At 65.4% G+C, this 21,825-nt stretch carries 17 protein-coding genes; 8 read left to right on the top strand and 9 right to left on the bottom strand.

Features of this window, described 5'->3' with window-relative positions; translation table 11 throughout:
* The first annotated feature begins 111 nt into the window (after positions 1-111).
* The gene (locus tag FBZ93_RS12990) at positions 112-1,482 is read left to right on the top strand and encodes an MmgE/PrpD family protein (RefSeq protein ID WP_146986345.1); all 1,371 of its coding nucleotides are present in this window, start codon (positions 112-114) and stop codon (positions 1,480-1,482) included.
* Positions 1,483-1,697: 215 nt separating this feature from the next.
* Here the strand turns inward: FBZ93_RS12990 and FBZ93_RS12985 are convergent, their stop codons facing one another.
* The 4 genes from FBZ93_RS12985 to FBZ93_RS12965 form a co-directional block, all read right to left on the bottom strand.
* Positions 1,698-1,988, bottom strand: a complete 291-nt coding sequence (locus tag FBZ93_RS12985; RefSeq protein ID WP_146986344.1) for a DUF1330 domain-containing protein — start codon at positions 1,986-1,988, stop codon at positions 1,698-1,700.
* Positions 1,989-2,116: 128 nt separating this feature from the next.
* A complete protein-coding gene (locus tag FBZ93_RS12980) occupies positions 2,117-3,544 on the bottom strand; it encodes a serine hydrolase domain-containing protein (protein ID WP_146986343.1) in 1,428 nt (475 codons plus the stop codon).
* 379 nt (positions 3,545-3,923) lie between these two features.
* Positions 3,924-4,985, bottom strand: a complete 1,062-nt coding sequence (locus FBZ93_RS12970) for a helix-turn-helix domain-containing protein (protein ID WP_167529019.1) — start codon at positions 4,983-4,985, stop codon at positions 3,924-3,926.
* Between the two features lie 53 nt (positions 4,986-5,038).
* Positions 5,039-5,614, bottom strand: a complete 576-nt coding sequence (locus FBZ93_RS12965; protein ID WP_146986342.1) for a GNAT family N-acetyltransferase — start codon at positions 5,612-5,614, stop codon at positions 5,039-5,041.
* Positions 5,615-5,871: 257 nt separating this feature from the next.
* On the opposite strand from FBZ93_RS12965, the gene FBZ93_RS12960 reads away from it, so the two are divergent.
* The 6 genes from FBZ93_RS12960 to FBZ93_RS12930 all read left to right on the top strand — a co-directional run bounded on the left by FBZ93_RS12960 (position 5,872) and on the right by FBZ93_RS12930 (position 13,629).
* The gene (locus FBZ93_RS12960; protein WP_050425019.1) at positions 5,872-6,789 is read left to right on the top strand and encodes a pirin family protein; all 918 of its coding nucleotides are present in this window, start codon (positions 5,872-5,874) and stop codon (positions 6,787-6,789) included.
* Between the two features lie 86 nt (positions 6,790-6,875).
* Complete coding sequence (locus tag FBZ93_RS12955) at positions 6,876-7,790, top strand: phosphoribosylaminoimidazolesuccinocarboxamide synthase (RefSeq protein ID WP_146986341.1); 915 nt, start codon at positions 6,876-6,878, stop codon at positions 7,788-7,790.
* 368 nt (positions 7,791-8,158) lie between these two features.
* Entirely contained in the window at positions 8,159-9,199 is a 1,041-nt protein-coding gene (locus tag FBZ93_RS12945; RefSeq protein ID WP_146986340.1) for a zinc-dependent alcohol dehydrogenase, read from the top strand.
* Between the two features lie 137 nt (positions 9,200-9,336).
* Positions 9,337-10,143, top strand: coding sequence for a crotonase/enoyl-CoA hydratase family protein (locus tag FBZ93_RS12940; RefSeq protein ID WP_146986339.1), 807 nt, complete (start codon positions 9,337-9,339; stop codon positions 10,141-10,143).
* A 72-nt stretch (positions 10,144-10,215) separates the two neighbouring features.
* Positions 10,216-11,262 carry an alpha/beta fold hydrolase gene (locus tag FBZ93_RS12935; RefSeq protein WP_167529018.1) on the top strand — a complete coding sequence of 349 codons (1,047 nt, stop codon included), beginning with the start codon at positions 10,216-10,218 and terminating at the stop codon, positions 11,260-11,262.
* A 213-nt stretch (positions 11,263-11,475) separates the two neighbouring features.
* Positions 11,476-13,629: an SLC26A/SulP transporter family protein gene (locus FBZ93_RS12930; protein WP_146986337.1), complete on the top strand. Its 2,154-nt coding sequence runs from the start codon at positions 11,476-11,478 to the stop codon at positions 13,627-13,629.
* Positions 13,630-13,739: 110 nt separating this feature from the next.
* Here the strand turns inward: FBZ93_RS12930 and FBZ93_RS12925 are convergent, their stop codons facing one another.
* Together FBZ93_RS12925 and FBZ93_RS12920 are read right to left on the bottom strand one after the other, a co-directional pair.
* The gene (locus FBZ93_RS12925; RefSeq protein WP_146986336.1) at positions 13,740-15,110 is read right to left on the bottom strand and encodes an NAD(P)/FAD-dependent oxidoreductase; all 1,371 of its coding nucleotides are present in this window, start codon (positions 15,108-15,110) and stop codon (positions 13,740-13,742) included.
* Between the two features lie 59 nt (positions 15,111-15,169).
* Positions 15,170-15,871 carry a GntR family transcriptional regulator gene (locus FBZ93_RS12920; protein ID WP_146986335.1) on the bottom strand — a complete coding sequence of 234 codons (702 nt, stop codon included), beginning with the start codon at positions 15,869-15,871 and terminating at the stop codon, positions 15,170-15,172.
* A 136-nt stretch (positions 15,872-16,007) separates the two neighbouring features.
* Between FBZ93_RS12920 and FBZ93_RS12915 the strand changes: the two genes are divergently transcribed.
* Positions 16,008-16,907 carry a transporter substrate-binding domain-containing protein gene (locus FBZ93_RS12915; protein WP_146986334.1) on the top strand — a complete coding sequence of 300 codons (900 nt, stop codon included), beginning with the start codon at positions 16,008-16,010 and terminating at the stop codon, positions 16,905-16,907.
* Positions 16,908-16,950: 43 nt separating this feature from the next.
* Here the strand turns inward: FBZ93_RS12915 and FBZ93_RS12910 are convergent, their stop codons facing one another.
* From FBZ93_RS12910 to FBZ93_RS12900, 3 genes are all read right to left on the bottom strand, one after another.
* On the bottom strand, positions 16,951-19,098 hold the full coding sequence (locus FBZ93_RS12910; protein ID WP_208764003.1) for a TonB-dependent receptor: 2,148 nt from the start codon (positions 19,096-19,098) through the stop codon (positions 16,951-16,953).
* A gap of 514 nt (positions 19,099-19,612) precedes the next feature.
* On the bottom strand, positions 19,613-21,109 hold the full coding sequence (locus tag FBZ93_RS12905; protein WP_146986332.1) for an NAD-dependent succinate-semialdehyde dehydrogenase: 1,497 nt from the start codon (positions 21,107-21,109) through the stop codon (positions 19,613-19,615).
* A gap of 137 nt (positions 21,110-21,246) precedes the next feature.
* A complete protein-coding gene (locus FBZ93_RS12900) occupies positions 21,247-21,570 on the bottom strand; it encodes a hypothetical protein (protein WP_146986331.1) in 324 nt (107 codons plus the stop codon).
* Positions 21,571-21,825: the final 255 nt, after the last annotated feature.

Raw genomic sequence — 21,825 nt, 5'->3', positions numbered from 1 at the left:
GGAAAGGCCTATGTTAAAGGACGTCGAGCATGGCTGCTGCCCGCGGCGGCAAGGTGGCTTGAAAGGCCAAACCCGCCCGCCTACCCTGCGCCGCAAAATTGAGGAAACACGATGGCCCACGAAACCGCAACGCTCGCCGCCTACGTCGCCGACCTGAAATTTTCCGACATCCCGCCGCAGGTGCTGGAGCGTGCCAAGGTTTTGACGCTGGATTTCCTGGGCAGCACCATCCGCGCCCGCCGCGATGCGGAATCGACGCCCTCGCTGATGAAGATGCTGGAGGCGCTGGCGCTGGACGGCAAGGGCGAGGCCACGGTGTTCGGCGACAGCAAGACCTGGACGCCGGCGGTGGCGGCGCTGCTCAACGGCGCACTCGGCCATTCGCTCGACTTCGACGACACCCACGCCGATTCCTCGCTGCACCCGAGCGCCCCGGTGGTGCCCGCGGCGTTCGCGGTCGGTGAGATGGTCGGCGCCTCCGGCCGCGACGTGCTGACCGCGATCGTCGCCGGCTATGAAGTGTGCTGCCGGCTCGGCAATGCGCTCGACCCGACCTCGCATTACGCCCGCGGCTTCCACCCCACCGCGACCGCCGGCACCTATGGCGCCGCCGCCGCGGCGGCCAAGCTGTTCGGCCTGTCGAAGGAGCAGATCGTCTCCGCCTTCGGCGTCTCGGGCAGCCAGGCCGCGGGCTCGCTGCAATTCCTGGTCAACGGCGCCTGGAACAAGCGCTACCAGGTCGGCGCCGCCGCGATGAACGGCGTGATCGCCGCGACCCTGGCGCGCAACGACTTCATCGGTTCGAGCGACTCGGTCGAGGGCAAGCATGGCCTTTTGGTCGGCTATACCGATGACGCGCATCCGGACAAGGCGGTGGCCGGCCTCGGCAGCACCTACGAGACGCTGAAGATTGGCGTAAAGCCCTATCCGAGCTGCCGCTACACCCATGCCGCGATCGACGCACTGATCGCGATGCGGCGCGAGCACAATCTGACGCCGGACCAGATCAGGAAGGTCGAGATCGGCCTGCACCGCAACGGCATCACGCTGACCGGCGATGCCGCCACCAAGCGCCACCCGACCTCGGTGGTCGGCGGCCAGTTCTCTATGTTCTTCACCGGCGCGATCGCACTCGACCAGGGCCATTTCGGCTGGGACGATTACGACCGGCTGGGCGACAAGGCGATCGATGCGCTCGCCGACAAGTTCGATGTGGTGCAGGACGACCGCCTCGAAGTCGGCCGCACCCACCCGTTCGGCGCCCGCGTCTCGATCACGACCGACGACGGCACCCATGAGCGCCTCTACGCCGATCCCTCCGGCGAGCCGACCTCGTTCCCCGACGCAAAGGCGATGCAGCAGAAGTTCTTGACCTTGGCCCGCCCGGTGCTCGACAAGCGCGCCGACCAACTCGCCGATGCGATCCTGACGCTGGAGCGGTTCGACCGCGTGGAGCAGGCGACGCAGCTGGGAAGGCAGTAGGGGCGGCTGCGTTATCGGGGCGCGGTCGAAGCGGCATATTCCGCTGTCGTCCCTGCGAAAGCAGGGACCCATACGCCGCGCCGGGTGTAGTGAACGGGACTCGTCGTTGCGACATCGCGAAGCAATGACCATTCGTGGTTATGGGTCCCTGCTTTCGCAGGGACGACACTGAGCGGGTTGCGCTGTCTGTGAATCAAGCTTCCGCATTCCCCCTGTCATTCCGGCCCATCAATGATCACGAAATCGCCGTCCGAATATTTCTGCCGGATCGCCTTGGCAGCCTGATAGTCCGCACAGGTGTAGCATTCCATCGCGGTGGCGCGATCCTTGAACTCGATGACGAAGTTGCGCTGGCGCGTTGCGCCTTCCATCACCTCGTAGGGGCCATTGCGCACGATGAAATTGGCGCCGTATCTCTCGAATACCGGCATCGCGGCGGCGAGGTATTCGGGATAACGCGCTTCGTCGTGCACCGTGACGTGCACGATCCAGTAGGCTTTCGGCATGATGGTCTCCGGCTGAGGCGATTCTAAAAGAACAGTGGCGCACCTCCTGCGAGATGCGCCACGGGATCAGAAAATTCCTCACGCCGAGATTCAATTCACGATCGCGCGGGTGGTGTGTGACGTGCCGGTCAATTGCCGCCCGCGAGCCGCGCGCCTGCTGCGGTCGCCGCGACGACATCGCTAACGAGATCAAACACACCGTCCGCCTTGGGCGGCGCGTTCGGCGAACGGCCGAGCCGCACGATGACCAGGCGCTGTGACGGCACGATAATCACATACTGCCCGATCGTACCCTTGGCGAAGAAGGCATCGCGCGGCCAGCCGTGCTCGACGCGATACTTGGCGCCGAAACTGTCACCGAGATTGGTCCAGAAGCCCGCGCCGATGCCGACCCAGGCGTTCGGCGTCGGAGACGCCGAGTATTTCACCCAGCCCGCGGGCAGGATGCGCCGGCCACCAGCCACGCCGTCATCGAGATAGAGCTGGCCAAACCGCGCCCAATCGCGTGCGCTCGCCATCATCGCGCCTGATCCTTCCGGCGTGCCCACCGCATCGAACTGCATGACGACGTTGCGCATGCCGAGCGGATCGAACAACTCAGCTCGCGCGAAACGCAGCACGTCGGCGGCATGGCCGCCGGCCGCGTCGCGGATCAGATGCGACAAGATGACGAAATTACCGTCGTGATAGTTCCAGACCTGACCCGGTGCCGTTTCGAGCGGAATGCTCTCGGCATAGCTGGCCATATCCGATTCCATATACTTCATCCGATTGACCGGTTCGAGCGCGGAGGCAAGCGAGGCCTGCAGCGAGCTGCCGAGCGCAAGGCCCGCAGTGTGACGCAACAGCTGATCGACCGTGATCGCGTGCCTGGGATCCTTCGGGTCCTGCCAGGCAGCGATCGGCACCGGTCGATCGACCGCAAGCTTGCCGTCACGCACCAGGACTCCAATCAGCGCCGAGGTCACCGATTTGGTCGCGGAGAAGCCGAGCAGCGGCGTGTCGATGCCGATGCCGTCGGCGTAGCGCTCCGCGACGATGCGGCCATCCTTCATCACCACAACCGCGCGGGTGCGGCGGAACGGGGGCTCGGCCGGTTCGGCAAAGGCACGATCGAGCGCGGCCGCGAGCTGCGGGCTCTGCGGCGCGACAAGCGCGGGGCCGGCGATCTCGGGCAACAGGGCGGCCTGCGGCCGTGCAGGCGGCAGCGCGATGTCGGCCAGCGTCTCGCCATGTTCGAGGGTGCAGCCGACACCTTCACGATAGACCGCATGGCTGCGGCCGAGCCCGAACAGCGTCACGGTGACGTCCCTGCGGTCGAGGTCAACCTCGGTGTCCATCGCCCAGGTGATCAGGCCGGTGCCGGGCATCGCATCCGTGGTCTCGGTGAAGTTCCGCTTCGGGTCGAGCCTGCTGACGAAGGTTTCGGAGCAGATGATGTTGGCGACAAAGCCGGTCGCGACCTTCGGCACGTCGCGGGCGCGAGCGGCGGACCAGCCCAGCGCGCCGAGGGCGGTGGTGGCAGCGAGAATGAGAATGAGCTTTCGACGGGTCACGGGGTTCCTCCGGCATGCGAGAGTGCGTGGCGGGAGGAAGCAGGAACGGACGCGGAAGGGCTCGCCGGATTTGGAAATCGGGCTAGCCGAGGACTGGGGACGGCTGGTCGATTATGGAATTGTCCCGTGATTACAGCGGCATTCTGGAATCGCTACGCCCCTTCGTGAGGCGGGCAGGAAGGTTGGGTTCCCTCCCCCCTTGCGGGGGAGGGTTAGGGAGAGGGGCGAGACGGTCGATGGGAGCACTGCTGTCACAACTCGCAGCACAACATCGGAACTCAAATTGAGAAACCACCTGTGGGGTACCCCTCTCCCTAACCCTCCCCCGCAAGGGGGGAGGGAACCCTGCCGCCGGTGCGTCCCTTACATCAGCGACCCCTTACGCCGCGCTCGCCTTCAGTCTCCGGTACTCCGTCGGGGTCACGCCGGTCGTCGCCTTGAAGGCGCGGTTGAAGGGGCCGAGGGATTGAAAGCCGGCGTCCATGGCGATGGTGATGACGGGGACTTCGGCCTGGGCGGGGTCGGCGAGTGCGGCCTTGGCCTCCTCGATCCGGTGGTTGTTGAGGAAGACATTGAAGTTGCGATAGCCGAGCCGCTGGTTGATCAGGCGCCGCAGCCGGTATTCGGGAATCCTCAGCCGGGTCGCCAGGGTACCGATGGTGACGTTGTCCTGGCGGTAGATCCGCTCGTCCGCCATCAGGCGCATCAGGGCATTGACCAGCTTCTGGTCGGCGGCCTCCTCCATCGCGGCCGGCTGCGCATTGGCAATGACGGGCTCGACCGGCGCAGCGAACAGATCGGCGCCATCGACGCGCATCATCGCCCAGGTGATACCAGCGACGATGGCGGCGAGCACGCCCGCGTTGAGCAGATTGGCCCACTCCACGGTCACGCGGCTGCCGGCGTATGCGATCTGCAGCAGGGCGTTCATGCCGCCATACAGCGCAGAGGCTACGACGATGAAGACACGGACACGGCGGCGGCGCTCGACCAGATCCGCCGACCACGATCCGATGGTCTGCGCCACGGCAAGCACGATGAAGACGAGTGTCAGCAGATTGACCGTGGTAATCGCCGCCTGCGCGTGCCCGCTCGGCGCGATCCACATGCAATTGACGAAACTGAACGTCACCACCGCGGCCCAGATCAGACCGTGCCACCAACGCAGGACGAAGGCGTCATCGAACAGCGCGCGGGTCAACAGCCAGAACACCACGATGTCGCCGGTCGAAAGCGCGATCAGCGGTGCGTGCGAGACCGAGATCGGCGGCCCGGCGCCAATCGACGCGGTCACCGCATGCGCGACCGTGCCGAGCGCGAAGGCGATCACGAGCCGCCCCGCCAGCACGTTGCGGAAATCCGCGAACATCGAGGCCGCAAGCACCAGCAGCAGCGTCACGGCGGCGGCGCGCAGGCAGAGTTCGGTTGCGGCCAATGTCATCGGTCGAAAGAATCTCCGGATCAGCCGAACAATCGTCGCTCAGGCGGGGTTTTTCAAGCCGGATCGCGGCGCCAGCGCTGGCGCGTCGTCACCCAGATATCGACGATCTCGCCCTCGAGCTTGCCCGGCCCCTCGTTCACGGCGCCGAGCCGCCGCGCCACCGCCTGCGAGGCGACATTGACCGGATCGATGCAATGGATGATGCGGTCGACGGTGAAGTTGGCGAACACAAAGTCGATCGCGGCGCGCGCCGCCTCGACCGCATAGCCCTGGCCGCGATGCTCCCTGGCGATGCCCCAGCCGACCTCGAAGCCCGGCCATTCCGGCGGATAATATGGGCCGACGCGGCCGATGTAGCGGCCGGAGGATTTCTCCTCGACCGCGAACATCCCGAAACCATGCAGCGCCCAGTGGCCGGAGATGACGGCGGCATTGCGCCACCCCTTCAGCTCCGATGTGACCGGCTGATGATCCGGCGTGATGAAGCGCGCCGTCTCGGGGTCGGACAGCATCCGCGTATTCTCAGCGATATCGGACGCGCGCCATGGCCGCAGGATAAGGCGCGCGGTCTCGATCACGGGACCGTCGATCCGCAACAGTCTTGCGCCGGGCTTGATCAGAGAAACCATGACGACCTCCAGTTTCCGAAAATATGCCGCTGTCATCGAGCGCACGCCAGAACCGCACACTCCGCTGTCGTCCCTGCGAAAGCAGGGACCCATAACCACAGGGCTTTGTTGTTAGACGAAGCCGTGGCCACAGCCTGCTCCATCACCGCGCCCGTGGTTATGGGTCCCGGCTCGCGCTTCGCTTGGCCGGGACGACGGATAGAGAGTATGATCGCCGCAAAAGAGTATGATGCGGCAAGAACTGTAAGGAGTCCGACATGAGCTGGCAGCCCTCGACCGATCCCGAACTCGGCGATCCCAAGACCTGCGACGCGCTGGATCTGATCATCGTGCCGCGCACCCGCGATCTCGGTGACGGCTTTGCCGTGCGCCGCGCGCTGCCGCATGGCAAGCGGCAGATGGTCGGGCCCTTCATCTTCTTCGACCATTTCGGCCCAGTGCAATATCTCGCCGGCAAGGGCATGGACGTGCGGCCGCATCCGCATATCGGGCTCGCTACCGTCACCTATCTGTTCGACGGCAGCATCATGCATCGCGACAGCGAGGGCAACATCCAGGAGATCCAGCCCGGCGCGATGAACCTGATGACCGCCGGCCGCGGCATCGCGCATTCTGAGCGCACTCCCGACGTGCAGCGCCGCGACGGCCAGAAGATGCTGGGCCTGCAAAGCTGGATCGCCCTGCCTGAAGGCAAGGAGGAGATCGCGCCGTCGTTCCAGCACTATGGCGCTGGCGATTTGCCGATGATCTCTGAGCGCGACTTCACCGCGCGCATCATCGCCGGCTCGGCGTTCGGCATCAGCTCGCCGGTCAGCATGGTCTCGCCCTGGTTCTACACCGAGGTCACCGCTAACGCCGGCACCTCGGTGCCGCTCGACCCCGATCACGAGGAACGCGCGATCTACCTCGTCGACGGCGAGGTCGAGATCGCGGGTGACCGCCATGAGGGGCCGCGGCTGCTGATCTTCCGGCCTGGCGACCGCATCACCGTGAAGACGCTACGGCCGACCCGGATGATGTTCCTCGGCGGCGATGCCCTGGAAGGGCCGCGCCACATCTGGTGGAATTTCGTCTCCTCCTCCAAGGAGCGGATCGAGCAGGCCAAACAGGACTGGAAAACCGGACGTTTCGCGCAAGTTCCGCACGAACACGAGTTCATTCCGCTGCCGGAGTGAGCTAATTCCTGTGATAATCTGTCGCGCCCGCACGCCCCGTGTGCGGGCGTTCGTCTTTGAGAAGCCAGCCCGGAAAGACCCACGCCATGACCGCGATGCTATCCAGCGATTTGCCCCTGCCCCGGATCGGCCGCGGCAAGGTGCGCGATATCTACGCCGTCGGCGACGATCGCGTGCTGCTGCTGACCACCGACCGCATCTCGGCGTTCGACGTGGTGATGGCGGAAACCATTCCGATGAAGGGCGCGGTGCTGACCCAGATCAGCGCCTGGTGGTTCCGGCAGCTCGAAGGCACCGTGCCGCATCACATGATCAGCGCCGATGCCGACGAGATCATCCGCGCGGTGCCCGAACTGAAGAACCATCGCGCCGACATCCTCGGGCGCGCGATGCTGTGCAAGCGCACCACCGTGTTCCCGATCGAATGCGTGATCCGCGGCTACATCTCAGGCTCCGCCTGGAAGGAATACGCGGCCGAGGGCACACTTGCCGGCGAGAAGCTGCCGGCCGGCCTGGTCGAGAGCCAGAAGCTGGAGCCCGCGATCTTCAGCCCGGCGACCAAGGCCGAGGCCGGCCATGACGAGAACATCACGGTCGCGCGCGTGCGCGAGATCCTGGGCGCCGAGGTCGCCGCGACGCTGGAGAAGATGGCGCGCGACGTCTACGGCTATGGCGAACAGACCAGCCGCGCCCGCGGCATCATCATCGCGGACACGAAGTTCGAGTTCGGCACCGACAAGGACGGCCGCATCATCCTGATCGACGAGGTGATGACGCCGGATTCGTCACGCTTCTGGGCGGTCGATGCCTACAAGCCCGGCCAGCCGCAGCCGAGCTTCGACAAGCAGCCGCTGCGCGACTATCTCGACGTCGAACGCCACGCCGGCCGCTGGAACGGCGACGCCCCCGCCCCGCCGCTGCCGGCGAGCGTGGTGGATGCGACGAGCAAGCGGTATCTGGAAGCGTATCGGCGGGTGACGGGCAGCGAGCTGAAGATTTAGCCGAGGTCCTCCCAACCCATCACCGTCACCCTGAGGAGGCCGCAACGCGGCCGTCTCGAAGGGTCGACGGCCCGGCCGGTGGCCGATTCATCCTTCGAGGCTCGCTGCGCTCGCACCTCAGGATGACGGATGACGGGGTGAGAGGCGCGTTCCAATCAGCGGACTTGATCCACCGGTCATAGCGAGCGAAGCGAAACAATCCCTCTCCTTGCTTTGCGGAGATGTGGATTGCTTCGTCGCTAACGCTCCTCGCAATGACGGCGGAGCAGGCTGAGACAGGGGTGAATTCCATTCACCCCTGTTGAAGACAAACCTTTTGTCGGCGCATCGGCCGCGCTGCACTCTCCGCCCAAAGCGGAGAGCACGCGATGCGACAGTTGACTTATATCGGCGGCAACAAGGTCGAATGGTGGGACGTTCCCCCGCCGAGGCTACAGGATGACCGCGACGCGCTGGTGCAGCCGCTCGCGGTGACGCGCTGCGATCTCGATCTTGCGATCGTCCACGGCAAATCGGGCCTCGCAGGACCGTTTGCGCTCGGACATGAGACCGCGGGCCGCATCGTCGACATCGGCAGCGCGGTGAGGAATTTCGCGCCCGGCGATCTCGTCATCGTTCCGTTCCAGATCAGCTGCGGCGTCTGCGACCGCTGCCGGCGCGGCCACACCAATGCCTGCACCGCTGTGCCGTTCCGCTCCTCCTATGGGCTGAAGCCGGTCTGCGGCGTGGAATATGGCGGCGGCCTCTCCGACCTGATCCGCGTGCCGTTCGCCGATCACATGCTGGTCCATCAACCCGAAGGTCATCCCCTGTCGCAAACGGCGGGGCTTGCGGATGGCGCGACCGACGGCTTCAGCGCGATGGCGCGCTGGCTGGCGCAGCGGCCCGGCGCCGACGTGCTGGTGATCGGCGGTTTCGCGCAGTCGCTCGCGATGTTCGCAGTGCAGGCGGCGGTGGCCCGCGGCGCCGGCCGCGTCGTCTATCTCGACGATCACGCGCCACGCCTCGCCAAGGCGAAGTCGCTCGGCGCAGACATCGTCGAAGCGCCGGCCGGCCTCCTGATCGAGCCGCCCGGCCTGTTCCCGATCGTGATCGACGCGGCCGCGACCGACGCCAGCATCCTGCTGGCATTCCGCGCGACGGAACCGAACGGCATCTGCCAGCGCATGTATGGCGACTTCGCCGAGACCACGCCGGTGCCGCTCCGGCACATGTACGGCGTCGGCATCACGTTGAAGGTCTCGCGTGTCAATGTCCGGGCCGAGTTGCCCGATTGCGTAGCTCACGTTGCGGCAGGGCATTACCACCCGGAGCATGTGATCACGCGCCGGGTCCGTTTCGAGGATGCGCATGAGGCGATCGGGGATCCGACCATCCGCGTCGCCTTCGTTCGCGATGGCATTGCCTGACGAGGACCGCTAAAGCGCGATGAATCGTCATCGCGCTCCAGCTCTTTGTTTGAGTATGATCTTTTCGGAAAACCGCTTCGCACTTTTCCGGATCATGCTCTAGGCTGGTTCCAACGAACAAACTCAGGGAGCGACCCATGTCCGATGCCGATACCGTGCTCATCGAGCGCGATGGCCCAGTCACCATCATCTCCATCAACCGCCCGCACAACCGCAACGCCGTCGACGGCGCGACCGCACGCAAGCTTTACGACGCGTTCCTGGCGTTCGACGCCGATGCCAGCGCATCGGTCGCGGTGTTCACCGGCACCGGCGGTTATTTCTGCGCGGGCGCCGATTTGAAAGCGGTGGCGGCGGGCGATCCCAACAAGAAGCGCGAGGTCGGCGGCCACAACACGATCGCGCCGATGGGGCCGAGCCGGCTGCGGCTCTCGAAGCCTGTCATCGCCGCGATCGAAGGCTATGCGGTCGCCGGCGGCATGGAGCTCGCGCTGTGGGCCGACATGCGCGTCGTCGCGGAGGACGCCACCTTCGGCGTGTTCTGCCGTCGCTTCGGCGTGCCGCTGATCGATCTCGGCACCATCCGCCTGCCGCGATTGATCGGCCATTCGCAGGCGATCGATCTGATCCTGACCGGACGCCCGGTCACAGGCCCCGAGGCGCATCGCATGGGGCTCGCAAACCGCCTGGTACCGAAGGGCGAGACGCGCGCGCACGCCATCGCGCTCGCCAAGGACATCGCGAAATTCCCGCAGACCTGCATGCGGGCCGACCGGCTGTCGGCGCTGCGGCAATGGGATCTCGAGGAGGAAGAGGCGATCAGGAATGAGATGCGCGGCGGGCTCGACGTGATCGCCTCGGGCGAAACCCTGTCGGGTGCGACGCGCTTTGCCTCGGGCGTCGGCCGTCACGGTGCGTTCGGCAATGAGGTCGGGAACGGGTAATCCCGCAGCGCCAGCCTTTGCGTTTCCGCCGAGGCCATGCTGAGCTGTCGCAACCATTCCGGAAGCAAAGAGATGACCGAGCAATCGATCGCAACCGAGCTGAAGACCTTCACCACGTCAGATGTCCGCTTGCAGAACGGCAGCGTGCTGCCGGAAGTCACGCTCGCGTACCGCACCGTCGGTACGCTGGCGCCCAATCGTGACAATGTCGTGCTGATCACCCACGGCAACACCAGCGGGCCGCAGATGATCGATCCCGGCGGATCGACAGGCGAAGGCAGCTGGTGCGAGATCGTCGGCCCCGGCAAAGCCGTCGACACCAACCGCTATTTCGCGATCTGCCCGAACATGCTGGGCTCGTCCTACGGCTCGACCAACCCGGCGAGCATCGACCCGCGGACGGGCCGGCACTACGGGCCGCGTTTCCCTGATATCACCGTCGGCGACATCGTCGCGACCCAGCGAACACTGCTCGATGGTCTCGGCATCGAGAAGCTGGTTGCGATCGTCGGCCCGTCCTATGGCGGCTTCCAGGCGCTGCAATGGGCGGTGAACTATCCCGATGCCATGCACGGTATCGCCGCGGTCGTCACCGCGCCGCTGGTGCCGCGCGAGCGCGCCGAGGGCAACGTCGCGCGCTTGATGGCAACGCTGTCGCAGGATCGGAACTGGAACGGCGGCGATTATTACGATCACGGTGGCGTGCTGGAGAGCATGATCCAGATCCGCACCGCGACGCTGAAGAGCTACGGCATCGAAACGCGGCTGCGCGACACGCTGGCCGATCCGGCTGACATCGAGGCCGCGATCCGCGCCGAGGCCATGGAGTGGGCCAGGGGGTTCGATGCCAATTCGCTGCTGACGCTCGCCAAGGCGCTGCGCGGCTTCGACGTGACGGCGCAGTTCGGACAGATCAAGGCGAAGCTGCTCTATGTGCTGTCGCGGACCGACAAACTGTTCCCGCCGGAGCTCGCGCCGCAGGTGATGCCGGCGCTGAAGGCCGCCGGCGTCGACGCCGATTATTTCCTGCTCGACAGCGAATACGGCCACTCGGCGTCGGGCCGCGACGCGCATAAATGGGCGCCGCGGTTGCGCGCGTTCATGGACAGCCTCGGTTAGACGATCGGAACGCATCGGCAGATCAGCTCCGGCAGCCGGCACCCCAGCCGTCCCCGCACGGGGGACTAAAAATGCACGCGTTGAGAACCGGTTGTCACAAAAATCCTGTTGTGGTCCTGCGCCGTGCTCGTCTACGACTGGCGGCGAAAGTTCAGGACATTTTTTAACGTGATTAGTCGATCGCTTTATTTCGGCTCGCGGGCGCGGCGGGCCATGCACGACATTCTCGGCGGCGGTGCGGCCAGCGTGCTCGGCATCACCTTCGGCCTGTCCTACGCGCTGCTGATCTTCGCCGGACCCTTGTCGCCCTATCTGTCATACGGCGTCGCGGCGACATTCATCTCCTCGGCGGTGCTGGCGACCTTGATCGCGCTCGGCAGCTCGCTGCCGTTCGCGGTCGCCGGCCCCGACAGCTCCACCGCGGCGGTGACGGGAATCCTGATGGCCTCGCTGGTCGAGCGCATCGGTGCGGCCGACCCGACGGCGCCGCTGCTCACACCGGTGCTGATCACATTGGGGCTCTCGACCATCGTCACCGGCATCGTGCTGTGCTGTCTCGGGCTGACGCGGCTCGGCCGCGCCATCCGCTACGTGCCTTACCCCGTGGTCGGCGGGTTCCTTGGAGCGACTGGCCTATTGATCGTGCTCGGTGCGATCAGGGTGATCACCGGTTACCCCGTGCAGCTCGGTACCCTCTTCCACTTCACCAACATGATCACGATTTCCGAGCTCAGCGCCGCCTGCGCGATGGCGCTGGTGCTGTACCTGACCTGGCATCGCTCGCGCAGCCCGTTCGGCCTGCCGGTCATCCTGGTCGGCGGCGTGATCGTGGCGCATCTTGTGTTCTGGATCATCGGCCTCACGCCCGAGGAAGCGCACCTGACCGGCTGGACCTTCGAGCCGCCGCCGGCGTCGACCTTTATGCTGCCGTGGCACGCCGCCGAGCTCGCGCAGTATCCTTGGTCGGCGGTGCCGGACCTGCTCGGCAACATGATCGCCGTCGTCTTCGTCACGGCGGCGAGCACGCTGTTCAACACCACCGGCATCGAGGTCGCGGTGCACCGCGAGGCCAATCTCGAGCGCGAGCTCAACATCACCGGCTTCGCCAATATCCTGACCGGCGCGCTGGCCGGCTATGCCGGCTGCATCTCGGTCAGCCGCTCGATCCTCAATTTTTCCAGCGGCGGGCGCGGCCCGCTGTCCGGGCTGACGGTCGCTGCGATCTCGCTGCTGATGTTGGCCGTGGCGCCGCAGCTGCTCGGCTACATGCCGAAATTCGTGCTCGGCGGATTGCTGCTCTATCTCGGCGCCGACCAGCTGCACAAATGGATGATCGAATCGCGCAAGCGGCTGTCGCAGACCGAATATGTGTCGCTGCTCGCGATCATCGCGATCATCGTGACCTGGGGCTTCGTGCCCGGCATCCTGATCGGCGTCATCATCGGCTGCGCCACCTTTGCGCTCAGCGCCGCGCGGGTCGAGGCGATCAAGTATGGTTTCGACGGTTCGGAGTACCGTAGCTCGCTGGACCGATCGCGCGACGACCGCGACGTGCTGCTGGCGCATGGTGGCAAGATCCAGGGGCTGACGCTGCAAAGCTACCTGTTCTTCGGCTCCGCCAACCGGCTGTACCAGCACGTCAAGGCGCTGCTGCGCGAGCAGGCGGAGTGCCGCTATCTGCTGTTCGACTTCAAGCTCGTGACCGGCGTCGATTCATCGGCGGCCTACAGCTTTGCGCAGATCAAGCGCAGCGCGCACGAGGTCGGCGTCGAGCTCGTGCTGGTGCATCTCTCGGCCAAGGCCGAGCAGGTGCTGCGCGCCAGCGACTTCATCACCGAGGGTGTCTCCGTAATCAACGAGCTCGATCATGCGCTGGAATGGTGCGAGAACCAGATCATCGCGCAGCACCAGGAACTGGCGCTGGAGGAGGCCGATCTGCGCGGCTGGTTCACCGGGCTGCTCGACAGCGAGGGCGACGCCGACACGCTGATCCGGCGCTGCCAGCGGCTCGAAGTCGACGCCGGCGAGGTCATCGTGCACGCCGGCGACGCCGCCGATTCCATGCACTTCATCCTCGACGGCCGCGTCGGCATCATGGTGCCCGCCGATGACGGCCGCACCACGCGGGTGCGCAGCCTCGGCCGCTACACCACGATCGGCGAGATGGGTCTCGTCGCAAACACCCCGCGCAGCGCGACCATCCAGGCCGAGATGGCGAGCGTGCTTTATGTGCTGAACACCCACCAATTCGCGGCGATCCGCGACGAGGACCCCGAGCTCAGCCACAAGCTGCTGACGTACTTCGTTTCGGTGATGGCGGAGCGGCTGACCTTCGCCAACCGCACGATTGCAGTGCTGCGGCGCTAGACGATGCGTAGCCCGGATGCAGCGCAGCGAAATCCGGGGTTATCGCCGCGCGGCAACATGTGTCCCGGATTTCGCTTCGCTTCATCCGGGCTACGGAAGGCGAAGTTGAACTACAGCAGGCCGCGGCTTGCGCTTGCTTCCAGTTCGTCCATCAGCGCCTTGTCGTCATAGCGCGCGAGCGAGAGGCTGCGCGCGAAAGCCGGCACCGGCGCGCCGACCACGGCGCGGGCGCAGAGATCGCCGGTGGCGCAGGCGCCCATCGTGCCGTAGCCGGACAGCGCGGTGGCGAGGAACACGCCCGGCGTCTTCGCAGCCCCGATCAGCGGCCAGTTTTCCTTCGTCATCGGATAGTAGCCGCCATAATGCACGCGGTCGCGCGGCAGCGCCCCGAGATACTGCGCGAGCTTTGGCTGCAGCCGGCTCGCCGCACGCAGCACGACTTCGGGGAAGTAAGGGTTCAGCTCCGGCTCGCGGACCGGCGCCGTGATGTGCTCTTCGTTGAAGGCCCAGCCGAGCTTGATCCACTCGCCATGATCGCCGCCGTCGGGCCGGCAGTGGATGCTGCCCGGCATCGGCGCCAGCAGGCGCGCGAATTCCGGCGCCGCCGCGAGCGCCTCGCGCTCGTCGTCGGACCAGGCCAGGGTCTGGCCGTCGAGATCGATCGCAAACGGCATCTTGCGATCGACCGCGCGGTTGCGATCGGCGAACGCGATCTTCTGCTGCAGCACATTGACGATCGGCAGCTGCTCGCCATGCATCGCCGCGACTTGCGCGGCGAACGGGCCCGCAGCATTGACGATGATATCGGCCTTGATGGTCTGCCGCGCGCCATCGGCCAGCACATCGACGGTGAAGCGATCGGTCTTCGCGATGCCGACCACCCTCGCCTGCTGGAATTGCGCGCCCAGCGGCCGCATGGTCTCCAGCATGTACTGACCAAGCTGCTGGCCGCTGACGTCGCCGGCGCGGCGGATGTGCAGCGCGGTTGCGACCTCCTTGTCGAATGACGGGTAGTGCGTCTGAATAAGATCACGACCGAGCAGAACGTCGACCCCATCGGGCGCGCTCTGCCAGTCCGCCGAATGGGGCGGCAGATACCCGCGGCCCGCGCCTTCATGCTGACGGATCAGCTTGGCGGCTTGCGCGCCATAGCCGGCGTAGAGCTGCTGCAGCAGTTCCTCGGGCCGCTCCTCGCGCGTGACCAAGAGATAGCCGCGCCGCGTCATGTGGATGCGGTTGCCGCTGCGGCGCGCGATCTCCTCCATCAGGTCGGTGGAATGGTTGGTGAAATCGGCCATCGTCGGATGCGGCCACCAGTTGCGGTAGTTCTCGCCCGACTGCGCCGAGGTCAGCGCCATCGGCTGGCCTTCATCGACGATCAGCAAACGCGAGCGCTTGTGCTGGACGGCGAGGTAATAGGCCGTGGCGATGCCGACGATGCCCGCACCGACCACCAGGATTTCGACGTCATTGGTCTTCACGAATAGTCTCCGATAGGCCAGCAACGGACCTGCGATAATTCAAACTGTCCTGGAGGCGATCAGACCGGGCGCACGTCACCCGCATCGCGCAACGCTTGCCGCTGCGCCGAACGCAGCGTCTTCTGCGTCTCCTCGATGTGGTCGCGCAGCAGGCGGACGGCTTTCTTGACCTCGCCATCGCGGCAGAATTCGAGCAACCGGTAGTGCTCGCGCTGCGGACGCTCCTTGCCGGTCGCCTGCGATACCAGCGCCCGGGTGAAACGGCCGACGTGGCCGTAATTCGCCTCGATCATCGAGAGCAGGCGCGGGCGATTGCATGGCGCGTAGAGCGTGGCGTGGAATTTCCAGTTGAAGGCGCCCCATTGCTCAGGATCAGGCTCGGCGTCGTAGGCGCGCAGGATCTTGGTCGCCTGCTCGAGATCGATCTCGCCCATCGCGGGGATCGCCAATCGCAACGCATGGCATTCGAGCGCGATGCGGATCTCGAGCAGCTCGATCACCTCGTCGATCGACAAATCGGAGACCACGGCGCCGCGGTTGGGCATGAAGGTGACAAAACCCTCGGCCTCGAGCTGACGCAGCGCCTCGCGCACCGGGATGCGGCTGGTGCCGAACCGCGCGGCGAGCTCGTCCTGACGCAGTTGGACACCGGGCGCGAGCTCGCCCGAGCTGATCGCGGCCCGCAGCGCCTCTCGCACGGCGTCCGGCGCGGAACCGTGAGGTCCGGCGCCTCGATGGCTTGTGGCGGTTGCAGGTTCCATCCGGGATCTCTTTCGCTGGGTGCCCAGGATATCCGACTGCGGCACGATTGTATAAAATATATTTACCGATTATGCAATCCTGTGTATAAAATCATATTCTATCGTATCCAAAGCTGCTGACGGCCGCGAGCACCAGATGAACCGAGCAACCAAGCGACTGATTTCCCTAGTCTTTCTTGCAACGGCGACATCCGCCCAGGCGCTTGCTCAATCGCCAAATGGTACGCTGGCCAAGATCCGCGACGCCGGCGAGATCCGGCTCGGGCACCGCGACGTCTCGGTCCCGTTCTCCTATCTCGACGACGGCCAGAAGCCGGTCGGCTTTGCGATGGACCTCTGCGCGCGGATCGTCGATGCGGTGAAGGCCGAGCTCAAGCAGCCCTCGCTGCAGACCAAGCTGCAGCCGATCCAACTCTCTACCCAGATACCGCTGATCGAGAACGGCACCATCGACATCGTTTGCGGTCCCGCGACCAACACGCTGGAGCGGCAGAAAGTCGTCGCCTTCAGCACCACGATCTTCGTGTCGAGCATTCGCGCGGTCGTGCAGAAGGACGCACCGATCAAGACCTTCGAGGATCTCGGCGGAAGACCGGTCTCGCTGACCTCGGGCTCGACCTCGATCGGACTGTTAAGCGCACGCGCCCAGGCCAAGAATTTTCAGACCAAGAACATCCTGACGCCGGATCATGCCGCATCGTTCCTGGCGCTGACCACCGGGCGCAGCGACGCCTTCGTGATGGACGACATTTTGCTCGCCAGCCTGATCGCGGGCAGCCCCAATCCGTCCGACTGGCGCATCATCGACGACAGCCTGCGCACCGAGCCTTACGGGCTGATCATCCGCAAGGGCGATCCGGAGTTCAAGGCGTTGGTCGACAAGACGCTGGTCGCCATGATGAAGAGCGGCGAATTCGGGGAGCTCTACGCCAAATGGTTCACGCGGCCGATTCCGCCGAAGAATGTGAACCTGAATTTCCCGATGACGGCGCCGCTGAAGGACGCCGTCGCCAATCCGAACGACAAGGGCGTGTAACCGGCCACCGCACCGTCACGTGCGATGGCCATAGGCATTTCCCCTAGAAGTCGACGGTCATCGACAGCCACAACGTCCGCGGCATGCCGCTGATCACATAGCCGGTTGGATTGCCGATCCAGTAGTGCTTGTCGAACAGATTGGTCAGCTGCGCCCTGAACGTGGTCGGACGCCCCGCAAGCGTCGTCGCATAGCGCGCGCCGATGTCGAAGGTCGCCCAGTCAGGAACGCTTTGGGTGTTATCCGCGCTGACATAGGCCCGGCTCGTATAGATGGCACGCGCCGTCGCGGTGAGGCCGGGCACGAAGGGCGTATCCCATTCCATGCCGAGATTGCCCTGCAGGCCGGGCGCGCCGATCGCGTGATTGCCGTCGTAGAGATGGCCCTGCGTCTGGGTGAGCCGGGCATCGAGCCAGGTCACGCCGCCAAGGACGCGGATGCCGGGCGCCACCTCGCCAAAGGTATTGAGCTCGATGCCGCGATTTCTCTGTTGGCCGTCGAGGCTGTAGATCTTGGTGATGGGGTCGATCACGCCGCTCGGCTGGCTGATCTGGAATGCGGCAAGGCTCGCACCGAAGCCGCCGAGATCGAGCTTGGTGCCGACCTCGACCTGCCGCGTCTTGAACGGCGCGAACACCGCATTGGTATTCACCGCGCCGGAGGGCGGCGTCGGCCCGGGCGACAGGCCTTCGATGTAGTTCGCATAGAACGACAGCTGCTTGATCGGCCTGACCACGAGGGCGATCGACGGTGATGTCGCGCTCTGGTCGTAGTGCGTCGTCTCGAGGCCGCTGACCGGAGCGTAGCTGTTCGCTATCACCTGCTGCTGGCGCGCGCCGACGATCAGCTGCAGCATCCCGCCCATCGTCGTGAGCGTGTCGGCGACGCCGACACTGCGCAGCCCGAGGAAGCTGGACTTGCCTTCCGGGAAGGTCGAGATCGGCGTACCGGGCGTCGCCAGCAAGGTCGGGCTGTAGATGTTGGTGAGATAGGTCCCGTAATTGGTCTGGCCGAGCCAGTCCGTTCGGTTCTGCGCGCTGCCGCTGACCACGACCTCATGGCCGATCGGGCCGGTGTCGAAGCGCGCACGCACGCCCGCCTCGCCCGAGAAGGCCTCCGATTTGCCGGTCTGGAAGCGAGACGTGCCCAACGCATCGCCCGCCGTGTTGAGGATCGTCGCGCCCGGATCTTCCCGCTTGTCGTAGCGGAATTCATTGCCGCCGATCGCGCCGAACATTGTGACGTTGTTGCTCAGATCGTATTCCGCGCGGGTCAGGCCGGTCAGACTGCGCGACCGCGCATAGTCGAACGGCTGCGCCAGATTGATGCGTGGATCCGGCGCGTTCGGAAGCGCAATGCCGGGCACCGGCGTGTAGCCGCGCTGGGCCGCCTTCATCCAGTCATCCTGGGAGATGATGTCGGCGGACCAGCGGAAGCGCTCGCCATGATAATCCACGCCGAGCGAGCCGACGCCATTGCGCACGGACTGCCGGTCGATCGTGGTGTTGCCGCCATCGATCCCGCCGTTGAAGCGAACGCCCCACTCTTTCTGTTCGCCATAGCGGCGCGCGAGATCGAGCTCCGTGCCGAAACGTCCTTCCGAGATGTAGCCCGCGGTCAGGCGTGTGAGGTCTTCCGCGGCCCGCTTCGACACGACGTTGACCGTGCCGCCGATGCTGCCTTGCGGGGCCATTCCGTTGAGAAACGCAGCCGGTCCCTTGAGCAGCTCGATGCGCTCGATCGGAGCCGGGTTGACGCGATAGGCCGGAACGAGACCGTAGAGCCCGTTCAACGCGATCTCGCTGTTCTCGATCCGGAAGCCGCGGATGGTCAGCGCGTCGTAGCGGTTGCTGCTGCCGATCGCAGCACGCACCGACGGATCGGAATTCGTCAGCACTTCCGCGACGCTGGTTGCCTGCTGGTCGCGGATCGTCTTCTCGGTGTAGCTCGTCTGGCTGTACGGCGTGTCCATATAGTCCTTGTTGCCGAGCAGGCCGAGTTGCCCGCCGCGCGCGACCTGGCCGCCGATATAGGGCACCGGCAACGCCGCCTGCAGTGCGCCGGCGGTCGGTGTGGCCGCTGGTGTCGGCGCGTGCTCACGCCTGCTCGCCTGATGCGCTGCCGACGAGCGCGCCGCGCGCGACGATGACGGCCGGCGAACCGGTGCGGCTCGATGCTGTGGCGCGGCCACGACGACCGGCGGGAGCGGCGCCGCACCGCTTGCAGGTGGTTGCTCCGGCGACTGCGCAAACGAAGGCACCGCAGTCAGAAGCAGCGACGCGCACGCGAGCCGGAATGCGCATGGAACGGTTGAAGTGACGAGCATGAAGTCCCCGGAGTCTTTTTCTTGGTTTCGTCTCGAACATCGTCAGAGTTCGAGCGCGACGATCGGGGCATAAGCATCACGCGCGGTGACGCCAACTAGAACGCATCTAAGCGATGGGGATGAAACCTGCTGCGCGAGACGACGTCGATGCGGAAGATTCAGCGTTCTGATTGTTGTTTCATTGAAGACTGCGCGCTGATGCGGATTTCTGACAGCCCTTTCGAGATTAGAGAGATTCTCGATCCGACCGCGGTCGGACGCGCTGAATTGTCGCAGCTCTCTGAATGTCGGCAAACGATCGACAAGAGCACGTGATCAAGCAAAAGCCCGGCGCTGATTTGATCAGAGCCGGGCTTGAGCGAACAGACGATGACGGCGATCAGACGCCGGCCATCATCACGTATTTGATCTCGACATATTCATCCATGCCATGGCGCGAGCCTTCGCGGCCGAGGCCACTTTCCTTGACGCCGCCGAACGGGGCGACTTCGGTCGTGATCAGGCCGGAGTTGACGCCGACCATGCCCGACTCCAGCGCCTCGGCGACGCGCCAGACGCGGCCGATGTCGCGCGAATAGAAGTAGGAAGCGAGGCCGAACGGCGAGGCGTTGCACATCGCGATGACATCCGCCTCGTCCTTGAAGCGGATGACAGGCGCGAGCGGGCCGAAGGTCTCTTCGTGCGCGACCAGCGCGTCCGGCCGCACATCCGACAGCACGGTCGGCTCGAAGAAGCTGCGGCCGAGCGCGGAGCGCTTGCCGCCGGTCACGATCTTGGCGCCGCCCTTCACGGCATCGGCAATGTGCCGCTCGACCTTCTCGATCGCTTCCATGTTGATCAGCGGTCCCTGCGTCACGCCGGCGTCCGTGCCGTCGCCGATCTTCATCTCGGCGACCTTCTTCGACAGCTTCTGCACGAACTGGTCGTAGATCTTGTCCTGGGCGTAGAGACGGTTGGCGCAGACGCAGGTCTGCCCCATGTTGCGATACTTCGAGACCATGGCGCCTTCGACCGCAGCATCGATGTCGGCATCGTCGAACACCACGAACGGCGCGTTGCCGCCGAGCTCGAGGCCGAGCTTCTTCACGCCGACCGCAGCCTGCCGGTACAGGATCTTGCCGACCTCGGTCGAGCCGGTGAAGCCGACGAAGCGCACCGCCGGATGCTCGCACAGCACCTTGCCGATCGGCGGCGCATCACCGGTGATGATGTTGAACACGCCCTTCGGCACGCCGGCCTTCTCGGCGAGCGCTGCGAGCGCGAGCGCCGACAGCGGCGTCTCGTTGGCGGGCTTCAGCACCACCGTGCAGCCGGCCGCCAGCGCCGGCGACACCTTGCGCGTGATCATCGAGTTCGGGAAGTTCCACGGCGTGATGGCGCCGCAGACGCCGATCGGCTGCCGGATCGCGAGCAGGCGCGCATCCGGACGCTGGGTCGGAATGGTCTCGCCATAGACGCGGCGGGCCTCCTCCGCGAAGAATTCGACATAGGCAGCGCCGATATCGACCTCGCCGAGCGCTTCCGCCAGCGGCTTGCCCTGCTCGGAGGTCAGGATCAGCGCGAGGTCCTCGCGATTGGCGATGATCAGGTCGAACCATTTGCGCAGGATGTTGGAACGCTGTTTCGCGGTGAGCTTGGCCCAGGCCGGAAACGCACGCTGGGCGGCCTCGACCGCCTTGGTGGCATCGTCGGCGCTGAGCTGCGGGATCTTGATCAGCTCGTTGCCGGTCGCCGGATTGTTGACGGCAAATTCGGGGGTCCCGACCCAGGCGCCGTCGATGTAGCAGCGGTCGCGCAGCAGCGACGGATCCTTCAGGCGGCTGTGCAGGGAGGATGCTGCGGATTGCGTGGCGCGTGCGGCAACGGGCGGGGTCATGGCGTTACTCCTGGAATTTCTTGGGGGTATTCGCCGCCTATATAAGAGGAAAGCCGCTGCGATGCACCGGCGCCAGGCGCGACCCTGCTTCAAGCAATATTGAGGGCTGGCACGCGAACTTCCTCATGCGCCGGCGCTTAGACCGCGCCGCCCGACATGTAGGTTTCGCGGCGGCCGATCATGCGCTCGGCCGCGGCCTTGGCATCCGCCTTGGTCGAGGTCGCGCAAGTCCGGTATTCGAGGTCGGCCTGCGCCCGCGCATCGCGGCGGCCGAACCAGGACCTGGTGCCGGTCTGCAGCAGTGCCAGCGCCTGCGCGACATTGTCGACGGCCTCGAACGAGTGCAGTGCGCCGGTACCCGCGTAGCGGACTTCGTACAGACCTGGGCTGACCGGCGCTTCGATATTCTCGCCGCGGCCCGGCCGCGGATAGCGCTTCCATTCACTCCACGTCGAAATCATTGCTGCGTCCCCGCAAGGCGCAAAATGACGATCTTTTTCGTCAAATCGGGCCCAATCCGCCGCACCGTTTGTGCAGTGATCTGAATGCGTTAATGCAAAAAAACAGGTACGAAAATCAATCTGCCGATCACGTTACCGTGGCCGCCTTGCGGGGTCACCGGGACCGGTGCGGAGTCCACCGCAAAATCTGCGCGCGTGGTGAACACCCTCTGAGCCAGCTCGTTCCTGAGCCGCCTGCCTTCACGACATCGCGAC

Source organism: Bradyrhizobium macuxiense, from assembly GCF_007993935.1.
Lineage (GTDB): Bacteria > Pseudomonadota > Alphaproteobacteria > Rhizobiales > Xanthobacteraceae > Bradyrhizobium > Bradyrhizobium macuxiense_A.
The sequence above is the reverse complement of the archived record's forward strand: the minus strand, read 5'-3'. Positions and strand labels throughout refer to the sequence as shown.

What these genes read in the sequence shown, in the direction of transcription:
- FBZ93_RS12915 (WP_146986334.1), top strand. Translation starts at nt 16,008, where the DNA reads ATGAACCGAGCAACCAAGCGACTGATTTCCCTAGTCTTTCTTGCAACG.
- FBZ93_RS12985 (WP_146986344.1), bottom strand. Translation starts at nt 1,988, where the DNA reads ATGCCGAAAGCCTACTGGATCGTGCACGTCACGGTGCACGACGAAGCG.
- FBZ93_RS12905 (WP_146986332.1), bottom strand. Translation starts at nt 21,109, where the DNA reads ATGACCCCGCCCGTTGCCGCACGCGCCACGCAATCCGCAGCATCCTCC.
- FBZ93_RS12900 (WP_146986331.1), bottom strand. Translation starts at nt 21,570, where the DNA reads ATGATTTCGACGTGGAGTGAATGGAAGCGCTATCCGCGGCCGGGCCGC.
- FBZ93_RS12935 (WP_167529018.1), top strand. Translation starts at nt 10,216, where the DNA reads ATGACCGAGCAATCGATCGCAACCGAGCTGAAGACCTTCACCACGTCA.
- FBZ93_RS12965 (WP_146986342.1), bottom strand. Translation starts at nt 5,614, where the DNA reads ATGGTTTCTCTGATCAAGCCCGGCGCAAGACTGTTGCGGATCGACGGT.
- FBZ93_RS12940 (WP_146986339.1), top strand. Translation starts at nt 9,337, where the DNA reads ATGTCCGATGCCGATACCGTGCTCATCGAGCGCGATGGCCCAGTCACC.
- FBZ93_RS12955 (WP_146986341.1), top strand. Translation starts at nt 6,876, where the DNA reads ATGACCGCGATGCTATCCAGCGATTTGCCCCTGCCCCGGATCGGCCGC.
- FBZ93_RS12970 (WP_167529019.1), bottom strand. Translation starts at nt 4,985, where the DNA reads ATGACATTGGCCGCAACCGAACTCTGCCTGCGCGCCGCCGCCGTGACG.
- FBZ93_RS12945 (WP_146986340.1), top strand. Translation starts at nt 8,159, where the DNA reads ATGCGACAGTTGACTTATATCGGCGGCAACAAGGTCGAATGGTGGGAC.
- FBZ93_RS12930 (WP_146986337.1), top strand. Translation starts at nt 11,476, where the DNA reads ATGCACGACATTCTCGGCGGCGGTGCGGCCAGCGTGCTCGGCATCACC.
- FBZ93_RS12920 (WP_146986335.1), bottom strand. Translation starts at nt 15,871, where the DNA reads ATGGAACCTGCAACCGCCACAAGCCATCGAGGCGCCGGACCTCACGGT.
- FBZ93_RS12960 (WP_050425019.1), top strand. Translation starts at nt 5,872, where the DNA reads ATGAGCTGGCAGCCCTCGACCGATCCCGAACTCGGCGATCCCAAGACC.
- FBZ93_RS12990 (WP_146986345.1), top strand. Translation starts at nt 112, where the DNA reads ATGGCCCACGAAACCGCAACGCTCGCCGCCTACGTCGCCGACCTGAAA.